This is a genomic window from Paraburkholderia susongensis (assembly GCF_900177725.1).
GTDB lineage: Bacteria > Pseudomonadota > Gammaproteobacteria > Burkholderiales > Burkholderiaceae > Paraburkholderia > Paraburkholderia susongensis.
In genome coordinates, this window is sequence record NZ_FXAT01000015.1 from 147,232 (window position 1) to 161,134 (window position 13,903).

At 59.4% G+C, this 13,903-nt stretch carries 20 protein-coding genes; all 20 read right to left on the reverse strand.

Annotation, left to right across the window (positions count from 1 at the left end; genetic code table 11):
* Positions 1–11: 11 nt before the first annotated feature.
* Positions 12–317, reverse strand: a complete 306-nt coding sequence (gene rpsN / locus B9Z01_RS30240; RefSeq protein WP_013340737.1) for a 30S ribosomal protein S14 — start codon at positions 315–317, stop codon at positions 12–14.
* A gap of 7 nt (positions 318–324) precedes the next feature.
* A complete protein-coding gene (gene rplE, locus B9Z01_RS30245) occupies positions 325–864 on the reverse strand; it encodes a 50S ribosomal protein L5 (protein ID WP_085489231.1) in 540 nt (179 codons plus the stop codon).
* A gap of 16 nt (positions 865–880) precedes the next feature.
* Positions 881–1,189 carry a 50S ribosomal protein L24 gene (gene rplX / locus B9Z01_RS30250; RefSeq protein WP_008923340.1) on the reverse strand — a complete coding sequence of 103 codons (309 nt, stop codon included), beginning with the start codon at positions 1,187–1,189 and terminating at the stop codon, positions 881–883.
* 9 nt (positions 1,190–1,198) lie between these two features.
* Positions 1,199–1,567: a 50S ribosomal protein L14 gene (gene rplN / locus B9Z01_RS30255; RefSeq protein ID WP_006052212.1), complete on the reverse strand. Its 369-nt coding sequence runs from the start codon at positions 1,565–1,567 to the stop codon at positions 1,199–1,201.
* Between the two features lie 290 nt (positions 1,568–1,857).
* Complete coding sequence (gene rpsQ / locus B9Z01_RS30260) at positions 1,858–2,130, reverse strand: 30S ribosomal protein S17 (protein WP_007180129.1); 273 nt, start codon at positions 2,128–2,130, stop codon at positions 1,858–1,860.
* Positions 2,127–2,321, reverse strand: coding sequence for a 50S ribosomal protein L29 (rpmC, locus tag B9Z01_RS30265; RefSeq protein ID WP_007180130.1), 195 nt, complete (start codon positions 2,319–2,321; stop codon positions 2,127–2,129). Before rpmC ends, rpsQ begins: the two co-directional genes overlap by 4 nt.
* Positions 2,322–2,331: 10 nt before the next feature.
* Positions 2,332–2,748, reverse strand: coding sequence for a 50S ribosomal protein L16 (gene rplP / locus B9Z01_RS30270; protein WP_008923342.1), 417 nt, complete (start codon positions 2,746–2,748; stop codon positions 2,332–2,334).
* Positions 2,749–2,750: 2 nt separating this feature from the next.
* Positions 2,751–3,557: a 30S ribosomal protein S3 gene (gene rpsC, locus B9Z01_RS30275; protein ID WP_012434570.1), complete on the reverse strand. Its 807-nt coding sequence runs from the start codon at positions 3,555–3,557 to the stop codon at positions 2,751–2,753.
* Positions 3,558–3,568: 11 nt separating this feature from the next.
* Positions 3,569–3,898: a 50S ribosomal protein L22 gene (gene rplV, locus B9Z01_RS30280; protein ID WP_007730533.1), complete on the reverse strand. Its 330-nt coding sequence runs from the start codon at positions 3,896–3,898 to the stop codon at positions 3,569–3,571.
* Positions 3,899–3,908: 10 nt separating this feature from the next.
* Entirely contained in the window at positions 3,909–4,184 is a 276-nt protein-coding gene (rpsS, locus tag B9Z01_RS30285) for a 30S ribosomal protein S19 (RefSeq protein ID WP_006998484.1), read from the reverse strand.
* A gap of 10 nt (positions 4,185–4,194) precedes the next feature.
* The gene (gene rplB, locus B9Z01_RS30290) at positions 4,195–5,022 is read right to left on the reverse strand and encodes a 50S ribosomal protein L2 (RefSeq protein WP_085489232.1); all 828 of its coding nucleotides are present in this window, start codon (positions 5,020–5,022) and stop codon (positions 4,195–4,197) included.
* A gap of 2 nt (positions 5,023–5,024) precedes the next feature.
* On the reverse strand, positions 5,025–5,339 hold the full coding sequence (gene rplW / locus B9Z01_RS30295; RefSeq protein ID WP_008923345.1) for a 50S ribosomal protein L23: 315 nt from the start codon (positions 5,337–5,339) through the stop codon (positions 5,025–5,027).
* The gene (gene rplD / locus B9Z01_RS30300) at positions 5,336–5,956 is read right to left on the reverse strand and encodes a 50S ribosomal protein L4 (RefSeq protein WP_008923346.1); all 621 of its coding nucleotides are present in this window, start codon (positions 5,954–5,956) and stop codon (positions 5,336–5,338) included. The genes rplW and rplD overlap by 4 nt, the downstream gene beginning before the upstream one ends.
* Complete coding sequence (rplC, locus tag B9Z01_RS30305) at positions 5,956–6,615, reverse strand: 50S ribosomal protein L3 (protein ID WP_143809110.1); 660 nt, start codon at positions 6,613–6,615, stop codon at positions 5,956–5,958. Before rplC ends, rplD begins: the two co-directional genes overlap by 1 nt.
* Positions 6,616–6,816: 201 nt before the next feature.
* Entirely contained in the window at positions 6,817–7,128 is a 312-nt protein-coding gene (gene rpsJ, locus B9Z01_RS30310) for a 30S ribosomal protein S10 (RefSeq protein ID WP_017777154.1), read from the reverse strand.
* 127 nt (positions 7,129–7,255) lie between these two features.
* Positions 7,256–8,446 carry an elongation factor Tu gene (gene tuf / locus B9Z01_RS30315; protein WP_085489234.1) on the reverse strand — a complete coding sequence of 397 codons (1,191 nt, stop codon included), beginning with the start codon at positions 8,444–8,446 and terminating at the stop codon, positions 7,256–7,258.
* Positions 8,447–8,494: 48 nt separating this feature from the next.
* On the reverse strand, positions 8,495–10,597 hold the full coding sequence (gene fusA / locus B9Z01_RS30320) for an elongation factor G (RefSeq protein WP_085489235.1): 2,103 nt from the start codon (positions 10,595–10,597) through the stop codon (positions 8,495–8,497).
* 132 nt (positions 10,598–10,729) lie between these two features.
* Positions 10,730–11,200: a 30S ribosomal protein S7 gene (gene rpsG, locus B9Z01_RS30325; protein ID WP_006053291.1), complete on the reverse strand. Its 471-nt coding sequence runs from the start codon at positions 11,198–11,200 to the stop codon at positions 10,730–10,732.
* Between the two features lie 177 nt (positions 11,201–11,377).
* Positions 11,378–11,758: a 30S ribosomal protein S12 gene (gene rpsL / locus B9Z01_RS30330; RefSeq protein WP_006053290.1), complete on the reverse strand. Its 381-nt coding sequence runs from the start codon at positions 11,756–11,758 to the stop codon at positions 11,378–11,380.
* Between the two features lie 221 nt (positions 11,759–11,979).
* Positions 11,980–13,827, reverse strand: a complete 1,848-nt coding sequence (gene recQ / locus B9Z01_RS30335) for a DNA helicase RecQ (protein WP_085489236.1) — start codon at positions 13,825–13,827, stop codon at positions 11,980–11,982.
* Positions 13,828–13,903 lie beyond the last annotated feature (76 nt).

Genomic DNA, 13,903 nt, shown 5'->3' on the forward strand with positions numbered 1-13,903 from the left:
TGTTTCTCCTATTACCAGCTCGCCTTGGTCAGGCCAGGGATCTCGCCGCGGAACGCGATTTCACGAATCTTGTTACGCGCCAGCCCGAATTTACGGAACGTGCCGCGCGGGCGACCGGTAATTGCGCAACGGTTGCGCTTACGAGTCGGGTTAGAGTTGCGCGGCAGTTGTTGCAGTTCCAGACGTGCTGCGTAATGCTCTTCGTCCGACTTGCTCATATCGCTAATGATCGCCTTCAACTCCGCACGCTTGGGAGCGTACTTAGCAGCGAGGCGAGCACGCTTCTTTTCACGTTCGATCAGTGCCAGTTTAGCCACGGTAACCTCAGTTTCTGAACGGGAACTTGAAGCTGGCGAGCAGAGCCTTTGCTTCGTCGTCGGTCTTCGCAGTCGTCGTGATGCTGATGTTCAGCCCACGCAGTGCGTCGATCTTGTCGTAGTCGATTTCGGGGAAAATGATCTGCTCTTTCACACCGATGTTGTAGTTGCCCCGACCATCGAACGCCTTGCCCGACACACCGCGGAAGTCGCGCACCCGGGGGAGCGCAACCGTCACGAAACGGTCGAGGAATTCGTACATAGCCTGGCCACGCAGCGTGACCATTGCGCCGATCGGATAGCCCTGACGGATCTTGAAGCCAGCGATTGCCTTGCGTGCCTTCGTGATCACCGGCTTCTGACCTGCGATCTTCGTCAGATCGCCAACGGCGTTTTCGATGATCTTCTTGTCAGCGATCGCTTCGCCAAGGCCCATGTTCAGGGTGATCTTGGTGATGCGCGGCACTTCCATCACGGACTTGTAACCGAACTTCTCGATGAGGCCGGGTACAACCTTCTCTTTGTAAAACTCTTGCAAACGAGCCATTTTTTACTCCGCAGCGTCAGGCGCTCAGCACGGCACCGGTCGTCTTAAGGAAACGGACCTTCTTGTCTCCTTCGACCTTGATGCCTACACGCGATGGCTTGCCATTCGCGTCGACCAATGCGACGTTCGAAATTTGCAGCGGCATCGTCTTGGCTTCCACGCCGCCCGTCGTACCCTTCATCGGGTTCGGCTTGACGTGCTTCTTGACGAGGTTAATACCCTCGACAGTCACGGTCTCACCGTGAACGGCCAGCACAACACCGCGCTTGCCCTTGTCTTTGCCGGTAATGACGATAACTTCGTCACCCTTGCGAATCTTGTTCATCGCGACTCCTTACAGCACTTCAGGTGCCAGCGAAACGATCTTCATGAATCGTTCGCTGCGCAACTCGCGCGTGACAGGCCCGAAAATACGGGTGCCAATAGGTTCGAGCTTGGCATTCAGCAGCACTGCAGCGTTGCCGTCGAACTTGATCAGCGAGCCGTCCTGACGGCGCACGCCCTTGGCGGTGCGAACCACCACGGCGTTATAAATTTCGCCTTTCTTCACGCGCCCGCGCGGCGTTGCCTCTTTGACGGTCACCTTGATGATGTCGCCAATGCTGGCATAACGACGCTTCGAGCCGCCGAGCACCTTGATGCACATGACTTCACGCGCACCCGTGTTGTCGGCCACTTCAAGCCGAGTTTCGGTCTGGATCATGGTTTATCTTTCCCAACTTAATCCGGTCACACCACCATGGCGCTTCCCGGTCAGTCTTGGTCCCGTCAGCCAATCGGCTGCTTGGGTTAGAACAGCAGCGACGGCAAACGAAACCCGCCATCGCAATCCGGTGAATCCTTCGGAACAGGCTGGCGCCCGAACCGCTTCCCCCACCAACTTCGCCCGCGACGGGGCTCCCATAAAGAGGGAAGACCGAGATTATATCAAATAACCTCGGTCTTGCAAGCGAAACTTACTGCGATTTCAACTATTTCTACAGCTTTGCGACATCAGATGACGCGAGCAGCCTCGACTAGGCGAGCCACAACCCAAGCCTTCGTCTTCGAAATCGGACGAGTTTCCTGGATTTCAACGAGGTCGCCCTCGTTGTACGTGTTCGCATCGTCGTGTGCGTGATACTTCTTCGAACGCACGACGTACTTGCCGTAGATCGGGTGCTTCACGCGGTGCTCGACCAGCACGGTAACCGTCTTGTCCATCTTGTTGCTGACGACCTTGCCGACCAGCGTCCGCTTGAGCGAGGTTTTTACGCTATCGTTCATTTCTGGTTCGCCTTCTCAGTCAGGACGGTCCGCACACGCGCGATGTCGCGACGGACCTTCTTCAGCTGGCTCGTGTTCGTGAGTTGCTGGGTCGCGAGTTGCATGCGCAGGCCGAATTGCGCCTTCAACAGGTCCGACAGCTCCTTGTTGAGCGCGGCCTGATCTTTCTGGTGAAGTTCGGAAGCCTTCATCATTTGCTCCTTAGGCGCCGAGCTGACGCACGATGAACGTCGTCTTCAGCGGCAGCTTCGCTGCAGCCAGACGGAACGCTTCGCGTGCCAGTTCTTCGGTTACGCCGTCCATTTCGTACAGCATCTTGCCCGGTTGAATCTCAGCGACGTAGTACTCCGGGTTACCCTTACCGTTACCCATACGCACTTCAGCCGGCTTGGTCGAGATCGGCTTGTCCGGGAAAATACGGATCCAGATGCGGCCACCGCGCTTGATGTGACGCGTCATTGCACGACGCGCCGCTTCAATCTGGCGCGCGGTCAGACGGCCACGACCGACAGCCTTCAGGCCGAATTCACCGAACGACACCGCGTTGCCGCGGGTAGCAACGCCGGTGTTACGACCTTTCTGCTCTTTGCGATACTTTCTGCGTTTCGGTTGCAGCATCGTTATTCTCCAGTCTTCCCGTCGCCGCCGGCACCGCCAGCACGACGAGGAGCGCCACGGCGTGCACCTGCCGGGCCACCACCTTCACCATCACGACGCGGACGGCGATCGCCACCCGGACGTGCGTTGCGGCGCGGACGCTTTTCTTCGGCGACTTCTTCGACCACCGGTGCATCGTTGCGGCCGAGCGTGTCGCCCTTGTAAACCCACACCTTCACGCCGATGATGCCGTACGTCGTCTTTGCTTCCGACGTTGCGTAGTCGATATCAGCACGCAGCGTATGAAGCGGCACGCGACCTTCGCGATACCATTCCGTACGAGCAATTTCGATACCGTTCAGACGGCCAGCGCTCATGATCTTGATGCCCTGAGCACCCAGACGCATTGCGTTCTGCATCGCACGCTTCATCGCGCGGCGGAACATGATCCGGCGCTCGAGCTGTTGCGTGATCGAATCAGCGATCAGTTGCGCGTCGGTTTCCGGCTTGCGAATTTCTTCGATGTTGACGTGAACCGGAACGCCCATGCGCTTTTGCAGCTCGGACTTCAGCAGTTCGATGTCCTCACCCTTTTTGCCGATCACGACACCCGGACGCGAGCTGAAAATCGTGATGCGCGCGTTCTTCGCAGGACGCTCGATCACCACGCGGCCGACGGACGCGTTCTTCAGCTTCTTCTTCAGGTATTCACGAACACCGATGTCTTCCTGCAACATCGCCGCGAAATTGTTGTTGTTCGCGTACCAACGCGAAGCCCAATTACGGCTGACGGCCAAACGGAAGCCAGTCGGATGAATTTTCTGTCCCATCGTATGACCCCTTAATTCCCGACCGTCACAGTGATGTGACAGGATTGCTTCTCGATGCGGTTACCGCGGCCTTTAGCGCGCGCAGTAAAACGCTTCAGCGACGCTGCCTTGTCGACGTAGATGCTCGTGATCTTGAGCTCGTCGATATCGGCACCTTCGTTGTGCTCCGCATTCGCGATCGCCGACAGCACGACCTTTTTCACGATTCCCGCAGCCTTCTTCGGCGAGAACGTCAGAACGTTCAGCGCCTTGTCGACCGGCAAACCGCGGATCTGGTCAGCCACAAGGCGCGTTTTCTGCGCCGAGATGCGGGCACCGCGATGAATTGCTTTCACTTCCATCTTGAGCCCCTTATTTCTTGGCCTTCTTGTCGGCCGCGTGACCCTTGAACGTACGGGTCAGTGCGAACTCGCCAAGCTTGTGGCCGACCATGTTTTCCGTGACGTACACCGGAACGTGTTGACGGCCGTTATGAACGGCGATCGTCAGACCGATGAAGTCCGGCAGGATCGTCGAGCGACGCGACCAGGTCTTGATCGGTTTCTTGTCACGCGATGCTGCAGCCGCCTCAACCTTCTTCAGCAAATGGGCGTCGCAGAACGGACCTTTCTTAATAGAACGTGCCATTGCTTACTCCTTAACGCTTGTGACGGCGCTGGACGATCATGCTCGTCGTGCGCTTGTTGCTGCGAGTGCGATAGCCCTTCGTCGGCGTGCCCCACGGGCTCACCGGGTCGCGACCAGCTGCAGTCTTGCCTTCGCCACCACCGTGCGGGTGGTCGACCGGGTTCATTGCAACGCCACGCACCGTCGGACGGATACCACGCCAGCGGTTTGCGCCAGCCTTACCGATTTGACGGAGGCTATGCTCTTCGTTGCCCACTTCACCGATCGTTGCGCGGCACTCGACGTGCACGCGGCGGATTTCGCCCGAACGCAGACGAACCTGCGCGTAGACGCCTTCGCGAGCCAGCAGCATTGCCGACGTACCAGCCGAACGCGCCATTTGCGCGCCCTTGCCCGGCAGCATTTCGATGCAGTGAATCGTCGTACCGACCGGAATGTTGCGGATCGGCAGCGTGTTACCGGCGCGGATCGGCGCTTCCGAACCCGACATCAGTTGCTGACCGACGGTGACACCCTTCGGAGCGATGATGTAGCGGCGCTCGCCGTCTGCGTACAGAACCAGCGCGATGTTGGCGCTACGGTTCGGGTCGTACTCGAGACGCTCGACCTTGGCCGGAATACCATCTTTCGTGCGACGGAAGTCGACGACACGATAGTGATGCTTGTGACCACCACCCTTGTGACGCGTGGTGATGTGACCGTTGTTGTTACGGCCGGCGGTCGACGACTGCGTGTCGAGCAGCGCTGCGAACGGCTTGCCCTTATGCAGATCCTTGTTGACCACCTTGACCATCGCGCGGCGGCCCGGCGAAGTCGGCTTAACTTTCACGATTGCCATGATTACTTGGCCTCCGCTTCAAAGTTGATTTCCTGGCCGGGCTTCAGGCAGACGTACGCCTTCTTCACGTCCTTGCGCTTGCCCATGAAGCGGCCAAAGCGCTTGGCTTTACCCTTCGCGACCAGCACGTTGACGGAATCGACTTCCACCTTGAACAGCAGCTCGACTGCAGCTTTCACTTCCTGCTTCGTGGCATCCGGCGCGACTTCGAACACAACCTGCTCGTTCTTGTCGGCAACCAGCGTCGCCTTTTCGGAGACCACCGGCGCGAGCAGGACCTGCATCAAACGATGATCGTTCTTGCGAATCTCGCTCATGACAGCAACTCCTCGATCTGGGCGACCGCAGCCTTCGTGATCAGGACTTTCTTGAAGTAGATCAACGACAGCGGGTCGGCGTAACGCGGCTCGACAACCGCCACATGGGCGAGGTTGCGCGACGCGAGGTACAGGTTTTCGTCAACCGTGTCGGTAATCACCAGCACGGAGTCGAGACCCATCGCCTTGAATTTTTCGGCCAGCAGCTTCGTCTTCGGCGCTTCGAGCGTCAGCTCGTCGACCACCGAGATGCGACCTTCGCGGGCCAGTTGCGAGAAGATCGAGCAGAGACCTGCGCGATGCATCTTCTTGTTGACCTTGTGCGAAAAGTTCTCTTCCGGCGAATTCGGGAAGATACGACCACCGCCGCGCCACAGCGGGCTCGACGACATACCGGCGCGAGCGCGGCCCGTACCCTTCTGGCGCCACGGCTTCTTGGTCGTGTGCTTGACCTGCTCACGATCCTTCTGCGCGCGGTTGCCGCTACGGGCATTCGCCTGGTACGCAACCACAACCTGGTGAATCAGGGCTTCGTTGTAATCACGGCCGAACACGACGTCCGACGCGCTAACGCCTGCACCTTCCTGACCATTGGCATTCAGGAGCTTAAGTTCCATTATTTCGCTCCTTTCACGGCACGCGTCTTCACGGCCGGCGTAACGAATACCTTGCCACCCTTCGCACCCGGAACGGCACCCTTGACCAGCAGCAACTTGCGGTCAGCGTCGATACGAGCGATTTCGAGGTTTTGCACCGTTACATTCTCGTCACCCATATGACCGGTCATGCGCTTACCCGGGAACACGCGACCCGGATCCTGCGCCATACCGATCGAGCCCGGCACGTTGTGCGAGCGCGAGTTACCGTGCGACGCACGGCCAGACGAGAAGTTGTAACGCTTGATGGTACCGGCGTAGCCCTTACCGATCGACACGCCTTGCACGTCGACCTTCTGGCCCACTTCGAACAGTTCGGGACCAACCACGGCGCCATTCGACAGATCGGCAGCCTTGGCGGCATCGATCTTGAATTCCTTGAGGATTTCACCGGCCTGAACGCCAGCTTTGGCGAGATGACCTGCCAACGGCTTCGTCACACGCGATGCACGGCGCGTACCGAAGGCAACCTGCACGGCCGTGTAGCCGTCGGTTTCAACAGTCTTGATCTGCGTCACGCGGTTGTCGGACACGTCCAGCACGGTGACGGGAATCGAATCCCCTTCAGCCGTGAAGATACGGGTCATGCCAACCTTGCGACCTACGAGTCCAAGGCTCATCGTTTTCTCCATTCCCGACTGCGATTGGTCGGGGCTAATTTACAAAATGCCGGCGCCGTTTCGGGCATGAATCCATGCTGCAGCACGCCGACTTTTTTGCGCAAATGCGCGAAAAGCCTAGCATTATAGCGAGGCCTTTCGTTTTTCGCAAGCAATCAATGACTTAGCGTTATCCGGTTACCCAGAGAGCCGCTGGAAGCCTTACTGCAGCTTGATTTCAACGTCCACACCAGCCGGCAGATCCAGCTTCATCAGCGCGTCGACGGTCTTGTCCGTCGGATCGACGATGTCCATCAGGCGCAAATGCGTACGGATTTCGAGCTGATCGCGCGACGTCTTGTTGACGTGCGGCGAACGCAGGATGTCGAAGCGTTGAATACGGGTCGGCAGGGGCACCGGACCACGAACGATCGCGCCAGTCCGCTTTGCCGTGTCGACGATTTCAGCTGCCGATTGATCGATCAGGCGATAGTCGAAAGCTTTCAGGCGAATGCGGATTTTCTGGTTCTGCATGACGAATTCCTTAAAAAGAGCGAGGCGATATTGCACCGCCGATTGGAAAAAGAACGTAGGTCCGGGTGCTCGCGGAGAGCGAGTGCCCGGACCCGGGCACTGCATATTGCTACAGCAATCCTCGATTTTACTCGATGATCTTGGCGACGACACCGGCGCCGACCGTACGGCCACCTTCGCGAATTGCGAAGCGCAGGCCTTCTTCCATCGCGATCGGGTTGATCAGCTTCACCGTGATCGACACGTTGTCGCCCGGCATCACCATTTCCTTGTCCTTCGGCAGCTCGATCGAGCCCGTCACGTCCGTCGTACGGAAGTAGAACTGCGGACGGTAGTTGTTGAAGAACGGCGTGTGACGGCCGCCTTCGTCCTTGCTCAGCACGTACACTTCTGCCGTGAAGTGCGTGTGCGGGTTGATCGAGCCCGGCTTCGCCAGCACCTGACCACGCTCCACGTCTTCACGCTTCGTGCCGCGCAGCAGGATACCCACGTTGTCGCCCGCCTGACCCTGGTCGAGCAGCTTGCGGAACATTTCCACGCCCGTGCAGGTCGTCTTCACCGTCGGCTTGATACCGACGATTTCGATTTCCTCGCCAACCTTGATGACGCCACGCTCAACGCGGCCCGTCACCACCGTGCCACGACCCGAGATCGAGAACACGTCTTCCACCGGCATCAGGAACGCGCCGTCCACCGCGCGCTCCGGTGTCGGGATGTACGTGTCCAGTGCGTCGGCCAGGTTCATGATCGCCACTTCGCCCAGTTCACCCTTGTCGCCTTCCAGCGCCAGCTTGGCCGAACCCTTGATGATCGGCGTGTCGTCGCCCGGGAAGTCGTACTTCGACAGAAGTTCGCGCACTTCCATCTCGACCAGCTCCAGCAGCTCGGCGTCGTCCACCATGTCGCACTTGTTCAGGAACACGATGATGTACGGCACGCCAACCTGACGCGCCAGCAGGATGTGCTCACGCGTTTGCGGCATCGGACCGTCTGCTGCCGAGCACACCAGGATTGCGCCGTCCATCTGCGCCGCACCCGTGATCATGTTCTTCACGTAGTCAGCGTGGCCCGGGCAGTCGACGTGTGCGTAGTGGCGGCTAGCCGTTTCGTACTCGACGTGCGCGGTGTTGATCGTGATGCCGCGCGCCTTCTCTTCCGGCGCCGCGTCGATCTGGTCGTACGCCTTCGCTTCGCCGCCGAACTTCTGCGTCAGAACCGTCGTGATCGCTGCCGTCAGCGTGGTCTTGCCGTGGTCAACGTGACCGATCGTGCCCACGTTCACGTGCGGCTTGGTCCGTTCGAATTTACCTTTAGCCATGTTTCTCTTCTTTCAGAAAGTTAATCGTTGAATGACTTTGCCGCGCAATTACTTCGACTTCGCGTTGATGATCGCTTCCGACACGTTACGCGGAGCTTCAGCGTAGTGCTTGAACTCCATCGTGTATGTTGCACGACCTTGCGTCAGCGAACGCAACGACGTCGAGTAGCCGAACATTTCCGACAGCGGCACTTCGGCGCGAACGATCTTGCCGCCGCCAACCATGTCGTCCATGCCCTGCACGATGCCGCGACGACCCGACAGATCGCCCATCACGTTGCCCATGTAGTCTTCAGGCGTTTCGACTTCCACAGCCATCATCGGTTCGAGGATGACCGGTTGAGCCTTGCGCATCGCTTCCTTGAACGCCATCGAGCCGGCCATGCGGAACGCATTTTCGTTCGAGTCAACGTCATGGTACGAACCGAACGTCAGGTGAACCTTCACGTCAACGACCGGGAAGCCTGCGAGAACGCCGGCCTTCAGCGTTTCCTGGATACCCTTGTCGACCGCCGGGATGTATTCACGCGGAATCACACCGCCCTTGATCTCGTCCAGGAACTCATAGCCCTTGCCTTGCTCGTTCGGCTCGAGCGTGATGACCGCGTGACCGTACTGGCCGCGACCACCCGACTGCTTGACGAACTTGCCGTCAACGTCTTCCGCCTTGCCGCGAATCGTTTCGCGGTAAGCAACCTGCGGCTTGCCGACAGTCGCTTCCACGCCGAATTCGCGCTTCATGCGGTCGACCAGAATTTCGAGGTGGAGCTCGCCCATGCCCGAAATAATGGTTTGGCCCGACTCTTCGTCCGTTTGAACGCGGAACGACGGATCTTCCTGTGCCAGACGGTTCAGCGCCAGACCCATCTTTTCCTGGTCGGGCTTCGTCTTCGGCTCAACAGCCTGCGAAATCACCGGTTCCGGGAAAATCATGCGCTCGAGAACGATCGGGTGTTGCGGATCGCACAGCGTGTCGCCCGTCGTCGCTTCCTTCAAGCCAACTGCGGCGGCGATGTCGCCCGCGCGCACTTCCTTGATTTCTTCGCGCTGGTTCGCGTGCATCTGCAGAATACGACCCAGACGTTCCTTCTTGTCCTTGGTCGCGTTCAGCACCGTGTCGCCCGAATTGACGACACCGGAATAGACTCGGAAGAAGATCAACTGGCCGACGAACGGGTCAGTCATGATCTTGAATGCCAGCGACGAGAATTTTTCATCGTCGGAGGCGCGGCGCTCGCCCTTCTCACCGTTTTCCAGTTCACCGGTCACCGGCGGAATGTCGATCGGCGACGGCAGGAAGTCCAGAACAGCGTCGAGCATGCGTTGCACACCCTTGTTCTTGAACGCGGTGCCGCACAGCATCGGCTGGATTTCGCAAGCGATCGTACGGTCGCGCAGACCCTTGATGATTTCCGCTTCGGTCAGTTCACCCGACTCGAGGTACTTGTTCATCAGGTCTTCGTTCGACTCAGCCGCAGCCTCGACCATCTTTTCACGCCATTCGTTGCACGTGTCGACGAGTTCTGCCGGGATGTCTTCGTACGAGAACTTGGTGCCTTGGGACGCGTCGTCCCAAATGATCGCCTTCATCTTCATCAGGTCGACGACGCCCGTGAAGTTCTCTTCCGCGCCGATCGGCACGACGACGGGAACCGGGTTCGCCTTCAGACGCAGCTTGAGCTGGTCGTAGACCTTGAAGAAGTTCGCGCCGGTACGGTCCATCTTGTTGATGAACGCGAGACGGGGAACCTTGTACTTGTTAGCCTGACGCCACACGGTTTCCGACTGGGGCTGCACGCCGCCCACTGCGCAGTACACCATGCACGCGCCGTCGAGCACGCGCATCGAGCGCTCGACTTCGATCGTGAAGTCGACGTGACCCGGGGTGTCGATGATGTTGATGCGGTGCTCGGCGCGGTCGCCAGCCATACCCTTCCAGAATGCCGTCGTAGCAGCGGAAGTAATGGTGATGCCGCGTTCCTGTTCCTGCTCCATCCAGTCCATGGTGGCGGCGCCGTCGTGAACCTCACCAATCTTGTGGTTCACACCGGTGTAGAACAGAATGCGCTCGGTCGTCGTCGTTTTGCCGGCGTCGATGTGAGCGCTAATACCGATGTTACGGTAGCGCTCGATAGGAGTCTTGCGAGCCACTTTGATCCTCTATTGGGATGACGCGATGCGAGAGATGCCCATCGCGCTGTAACACAAACGGGCGAGGCGCTCTGGAAGCGCACCCGCCCGGAATTTCTTTCCGTTTTTCCGCTAAACCCGGGGGCGGGCAGCTTAGAAACGGAAGTGCGAGAACGCCTTGTTGGCTTCTGCCATCCGGTGAACTTCGTCGCGCTTCTTCATCGCGCCGCCACGGCCTTCGGCCGCTTCGGAGAGTTCACCTGCCAGACGCAGGGCCATCGACTTCTCGCTGCGCTTCTTCGCGGCTTCACGCAGCCAACGCATCGCCAATGCCATACGACGCGACGGACGCACTTCGACCGGAACCTGATAGTTCGCACCACCAACGCGGCGGCTCTTCACTTCGACCACCGGCTTGACGTTGTTGAGCGCCACCGTGAACACTTCCAGCGGGTCCTTGCCACCCTTGGTCTGGATCTGTTCGAAAGCGCCGTACACGATACGCTCGGCAACCGACTTCTTGCCGGAGAGCATCAGCACGTTCATGAATTTTGCTACATCTACGTTACCGAACTTCGGATCCGGCAACACTTCCCGCTTGGGGACTTCGCGACGACGCGGCATGTTTCTTCCTTTACTTTTTCAGTTGGAGCTCATTGAGCCCCGCGGCCACCAACTAACCCGATTCATCCCTAAGACTTACCAGCCTGGTCGGGTGACCACTTACTCGATAGCACCGGCAACTCCGGCACCATCGCCTTTACCGCCCTTGCAGGCGACCTGAAACTACTGACCGGCTAATTACTTGCCAGCCTTGGCACGCTTCGCACCATACTTCGAGCGAGCCTGCTTACGATCCTTGACGCCCTGGGTATCCAGCGAGCCGCGAACCATGTGGTAACGCACACCCGGCAAGTCCTTCACACGGCCGCCGCGAATCAGCACGACCGAGTGTTCCTGCAGGTTGTGGCCTTCACCACCGATGTACGAAATGACTTCGAAGCCATTCGTCAGACGAACCTTGGCAACCTTACGGAGTGCCGAGTTCGGCTTTTTCGGCGTCGTGGTGTACACACGGGTGCACACGCCGCGACGCTGGGGGCAGTCCTGCAAGGCCGGGCTCTTGCTCTTCGTCGTTTCCGACGTGCGGCCTTTGCGAACCAGTTGATTGATGGTTGGCATTGTTTATTCCTGAAATTGAACAAAATCGACGCATCTGTTTCCGGGCAAAGCGGAAACGCCTGCGCATCGAACTTCCGGATGGTCCGCTAACGCACGAACTGAAGCCGCGCGCGGGCATCCCAAGAACCGGAACCTAGTATAATATTCCGAAAATACTAAGGGAGTCAACAGCTTGCGATGCTTCGTCCCCCTGAAGATCTCCCAAAATGACTGCGGAACAGTCAGTCGGCGGCCACGACGTGCAGCAATTCGAAGCCGAAGCGGTCGAGTTTGCGGGCGCCCATGCCTGGAATGCCACGCAGATCGTCGATGGAGTCGGGGCCGAGACGGGCAATTTCCGCGAGCGTCGCATCGTGGAAAATCACATACGCCGGCACGCCGTCGCTCTTCGCGGTCTCGGTGCGCCACATGCGCAGGCGCTCCCAGCGGGCGCGCTCGAGCGGCCCCATGCCGATCGTCGGATCGGCGCGCTCACTCGTGCGGCCGGACGACTGGCGCGTACGGGTCGGCTTCACGTAGCGGCGCATCGTCACTTTCTGCTCCCCTTTGAGCACCGGCTTGCTCGCTTCGGTGAGCACCAGCGAGCCAAAGCCCTCGTGGTCGACGGCCAGATAGCCGAATGCGACGAGCTGGCGAAACACCGCACGCCATTCCGGCTCGCCGAGCGCCGCACCGATGCCGAAGGTGGTCAGTTTCTCGTGGCCGCGCTGCAGAATTTTCTCGCTGCGATTGCCGCGCAGAATGTCGATCAGATGACCGGCGCCGAAGTGGAACCCGCTCGCCCTCTGTGCCCGGAATACGCACGACAGCGCCATCTGAGCCTCGCGCGTCGCGTCCCATGTGGGCGGCGGCTCGAGGCAGTTATCGCAGTTGCCGCACGGCTGGCTCGTTTCGCCGAAGTACGCGAGCAGCCGCACGCGCCGGCAGGTTGCCGTTTCGCACAGACCGAGCAGCGCGTCGAGCTTGCCGGTCTGAACACGCTTGTGCGCATCGTCGGCGTCGGACTCGTCGATCATCTTGCGCTGCTGCACGACGTCGCCGAGGCCGTAGGCCATCCATGCGTTCGACGGCAGTCCGTCGCGCCCGGCCCGGCCGGTCTCCTGGTAATAGCCTTCGACGCTCTTCGGCAGATCGAGGTGCGCGACGAACCTCACGTCCGGTTTGTCGATCCCCATGCCGAACGCGATCGTCGCGCACATCACAATGCCTTCCTCGCGCTGGAACATTTCCTGGTGCTTCTGACGTATCTCGAATTCCATGCCGGCGTGGTACGGCAGCGCACGCATGCCCTTTTCCTTGAGCCACTCCGCCGTTTCCTCGACCTTGCGGCGCGACAGGCAATAGACGACGCCCGCATCGGTCGTGCCGTCGGGCCTCGTATGTTCGGAGCGGATAAAGTCCAGCAGCTGCGTGCGCGCATTGTCCTTTTCGGCAATGCGATAGCGGATGTTGGGCCGATCGAAGCTCGACACGAACACGCGCGCATCCTCGAGCGCGAGACGGTGAATGATTTCGTCGCGTGTGATTGCATCCGCGGTGGCGGTAAGCGCGATCCGCGGCACATTCGGGAAGCGCTCGTGCAACACCGACAGTTGAATGTACTCGGGCCGGAAATCGTGTCCCCATTGCGACACGCAATGAGCTTCGTCGATCGCAAAGAGGCCGATGCGTGAGCGCTCCAGCAGCTCCTGGAAACGGGGCGTCATCAGCCGCTCCGGCGCGACGTAAAGCAGGTCGATGTCGCCCTCGCGCAACGCACGCTCGGTGGCCATTGCTTCGGCGCTCGAAAGCGTCGAGTTCAGATACGCCGCGCGCACGCCGACTTCAGTCAGCGCTGCTACCTGATCCTGCATCAACGCGATCAGCGGCGAAACCACGATACCCGTGCCGAAGCCGCGTTCGCGCCGCACCAGCGACGGAATCTGATAGCACAGCGATTTGCCACCGCCTGTCGGCATCAACACGAGGCAATCGCCGCCATCGGCGACGTGCTCGACAATGTCGCCCTGCCGTCCTCTGAATACTGGATAACCGAAGACTTCGTTGAGAATTTCGAGGGGACGGGACATGAATTTGAGAGGAGGGCGAAGGGAACGGCACGAAGGCGGTGACACGAATTTTACCAACGCATTCGCACTGCGCCCG

What these genes read in the sequence shown, in the direction of transcription:
- rplE (WP_085489231.1), bottom strand. Translation starts at nt 864, where the DNA reads ATGGCTCGTTTGCAAGAGTTTTACAAAGAGAAGGTTGTACCCGGCCTC.
- rplX (WP_008923340.1), bottom strand. Translation starts at nt 1,189, where the DNA reads ATGAACAAGATTCGCAAGGGTGACGAAGTTATCGTCATTACCGGCAAA.
- rplN (WP_006052212.1), bottom strand. Translation starts at nt 1,567, where the DNA reads ATGATCCAGACCGAAACTCGGCTTGAAGTGGCCGACAACACGGGTGCG.
- rpsQ (WP_007180129.1), bottom strand. Translation starts at nt 2,130, where the DNA reads ATGAACGATAGCGTAAAAACCTCGCTCAAGCGGACGCTGGTCGGCAAG.
- rpmC (WP_007180130.1), bottom strand. Translation starts at nt 2,321, where the DNA reads ATGAAGGCTTCCGAACTTCACCAGAAAGATCAGGCCGCGCTCAACAAG.
- rplP (WP_008923342.1), bottom strand. Translation starts at nt 2,748, where the DNA reads ATGCTGCAACCGAAACGCAGAAAGTATCGCAAAGAGCAGAAAGGTCGT.
- rpsC (WP_012434570.1), bottom strand. Translation starts at nt 3,557, where the DNA reads ATGGGACAGAAAATTCATCCGACTGGCTTCCGTTTGGCCGTCAGCCGT.
- rplV (WP_007730533.1), bottom strand. Translation starts at nt 3,898, where the DNA reads ATGGAAGTGAAAGCAATTCATCGCGGTGCCCGCATCTCGGCGCAGAAA.
- rpsS (WP_006998484.1), bottom strand. Translation starts at nt 4,184, where the DNA reads ATGGCACGTTCTATTAAGAAAGGTCCGTTCTGCGACGCCCATTTGCTG.
- rplB (WP_085489232.1), bottom strand. Translation starts at nt 5,022, where the DNA reads ATGGCAATCGTGAAAGTTAAGCCGACTTCGCCGGGCCGCCGCGCGATG.
- rplW (WP_008923345.1), bottom strand. Translation starts at nt 5,339, where the DNA reads ATGAGCGAGATTCGCAAGAACGATCATCGTTTGATGCAGGTCCTGCTC.
- rplD (WP_008923346.1), bottom strand. Translation starts at nt 5,956, where the DNA reads ATGGAACTTAAGCTCCTGAATGCCAATGGTCAGGAAGGTGCAGGCGTT.
- rplC (WP_143809110.1), bottom strand. Translation starts at nt 6,615, where the DNA reads ATGAGCCTTGGACTCGTAGGTCGCAAGGTTGGCATGACCCGTATCTTC.
- rpsJ (WP_017777154.1), bottom strand. Translation starts at nt 7,128, where the DNA reads ATGCAGAACCAGAAAATCCGCATTCGCCTGAAAGCTTTCGACTATCGC.
- tuf (WP_085489234.1), bottom strand. Translation starts at nt 8,446, where the DNA reads ATGGCTAAAGGTAAATTCGAACGGACCAAGCCGCACGTGAACGTGGGC.
- rpsG (WP_006053291.1), bottom strand. Translation starts at nt 11,200, where the DNA reads ATGCCGCGTCGTCGCGAAGTCCCCAAGCGGGAAGTGTTGCCGGATCCG.
- rpsL (WP_006053290.1), bottom strand. Translation starts at nt 11,758, where the DNA reads ATGCCAACCATCAATCAACTGGTTCGCAAAGGCCGCACGTCGGAAACG.
- recQ (WP_085489236.1), bottom strand. Translation starts at nt 13,827, where the DNA reads ATGTCCCGTCCCCTCGAAATTCTCAACGAAGTCTTCGGTTATCCAGTA.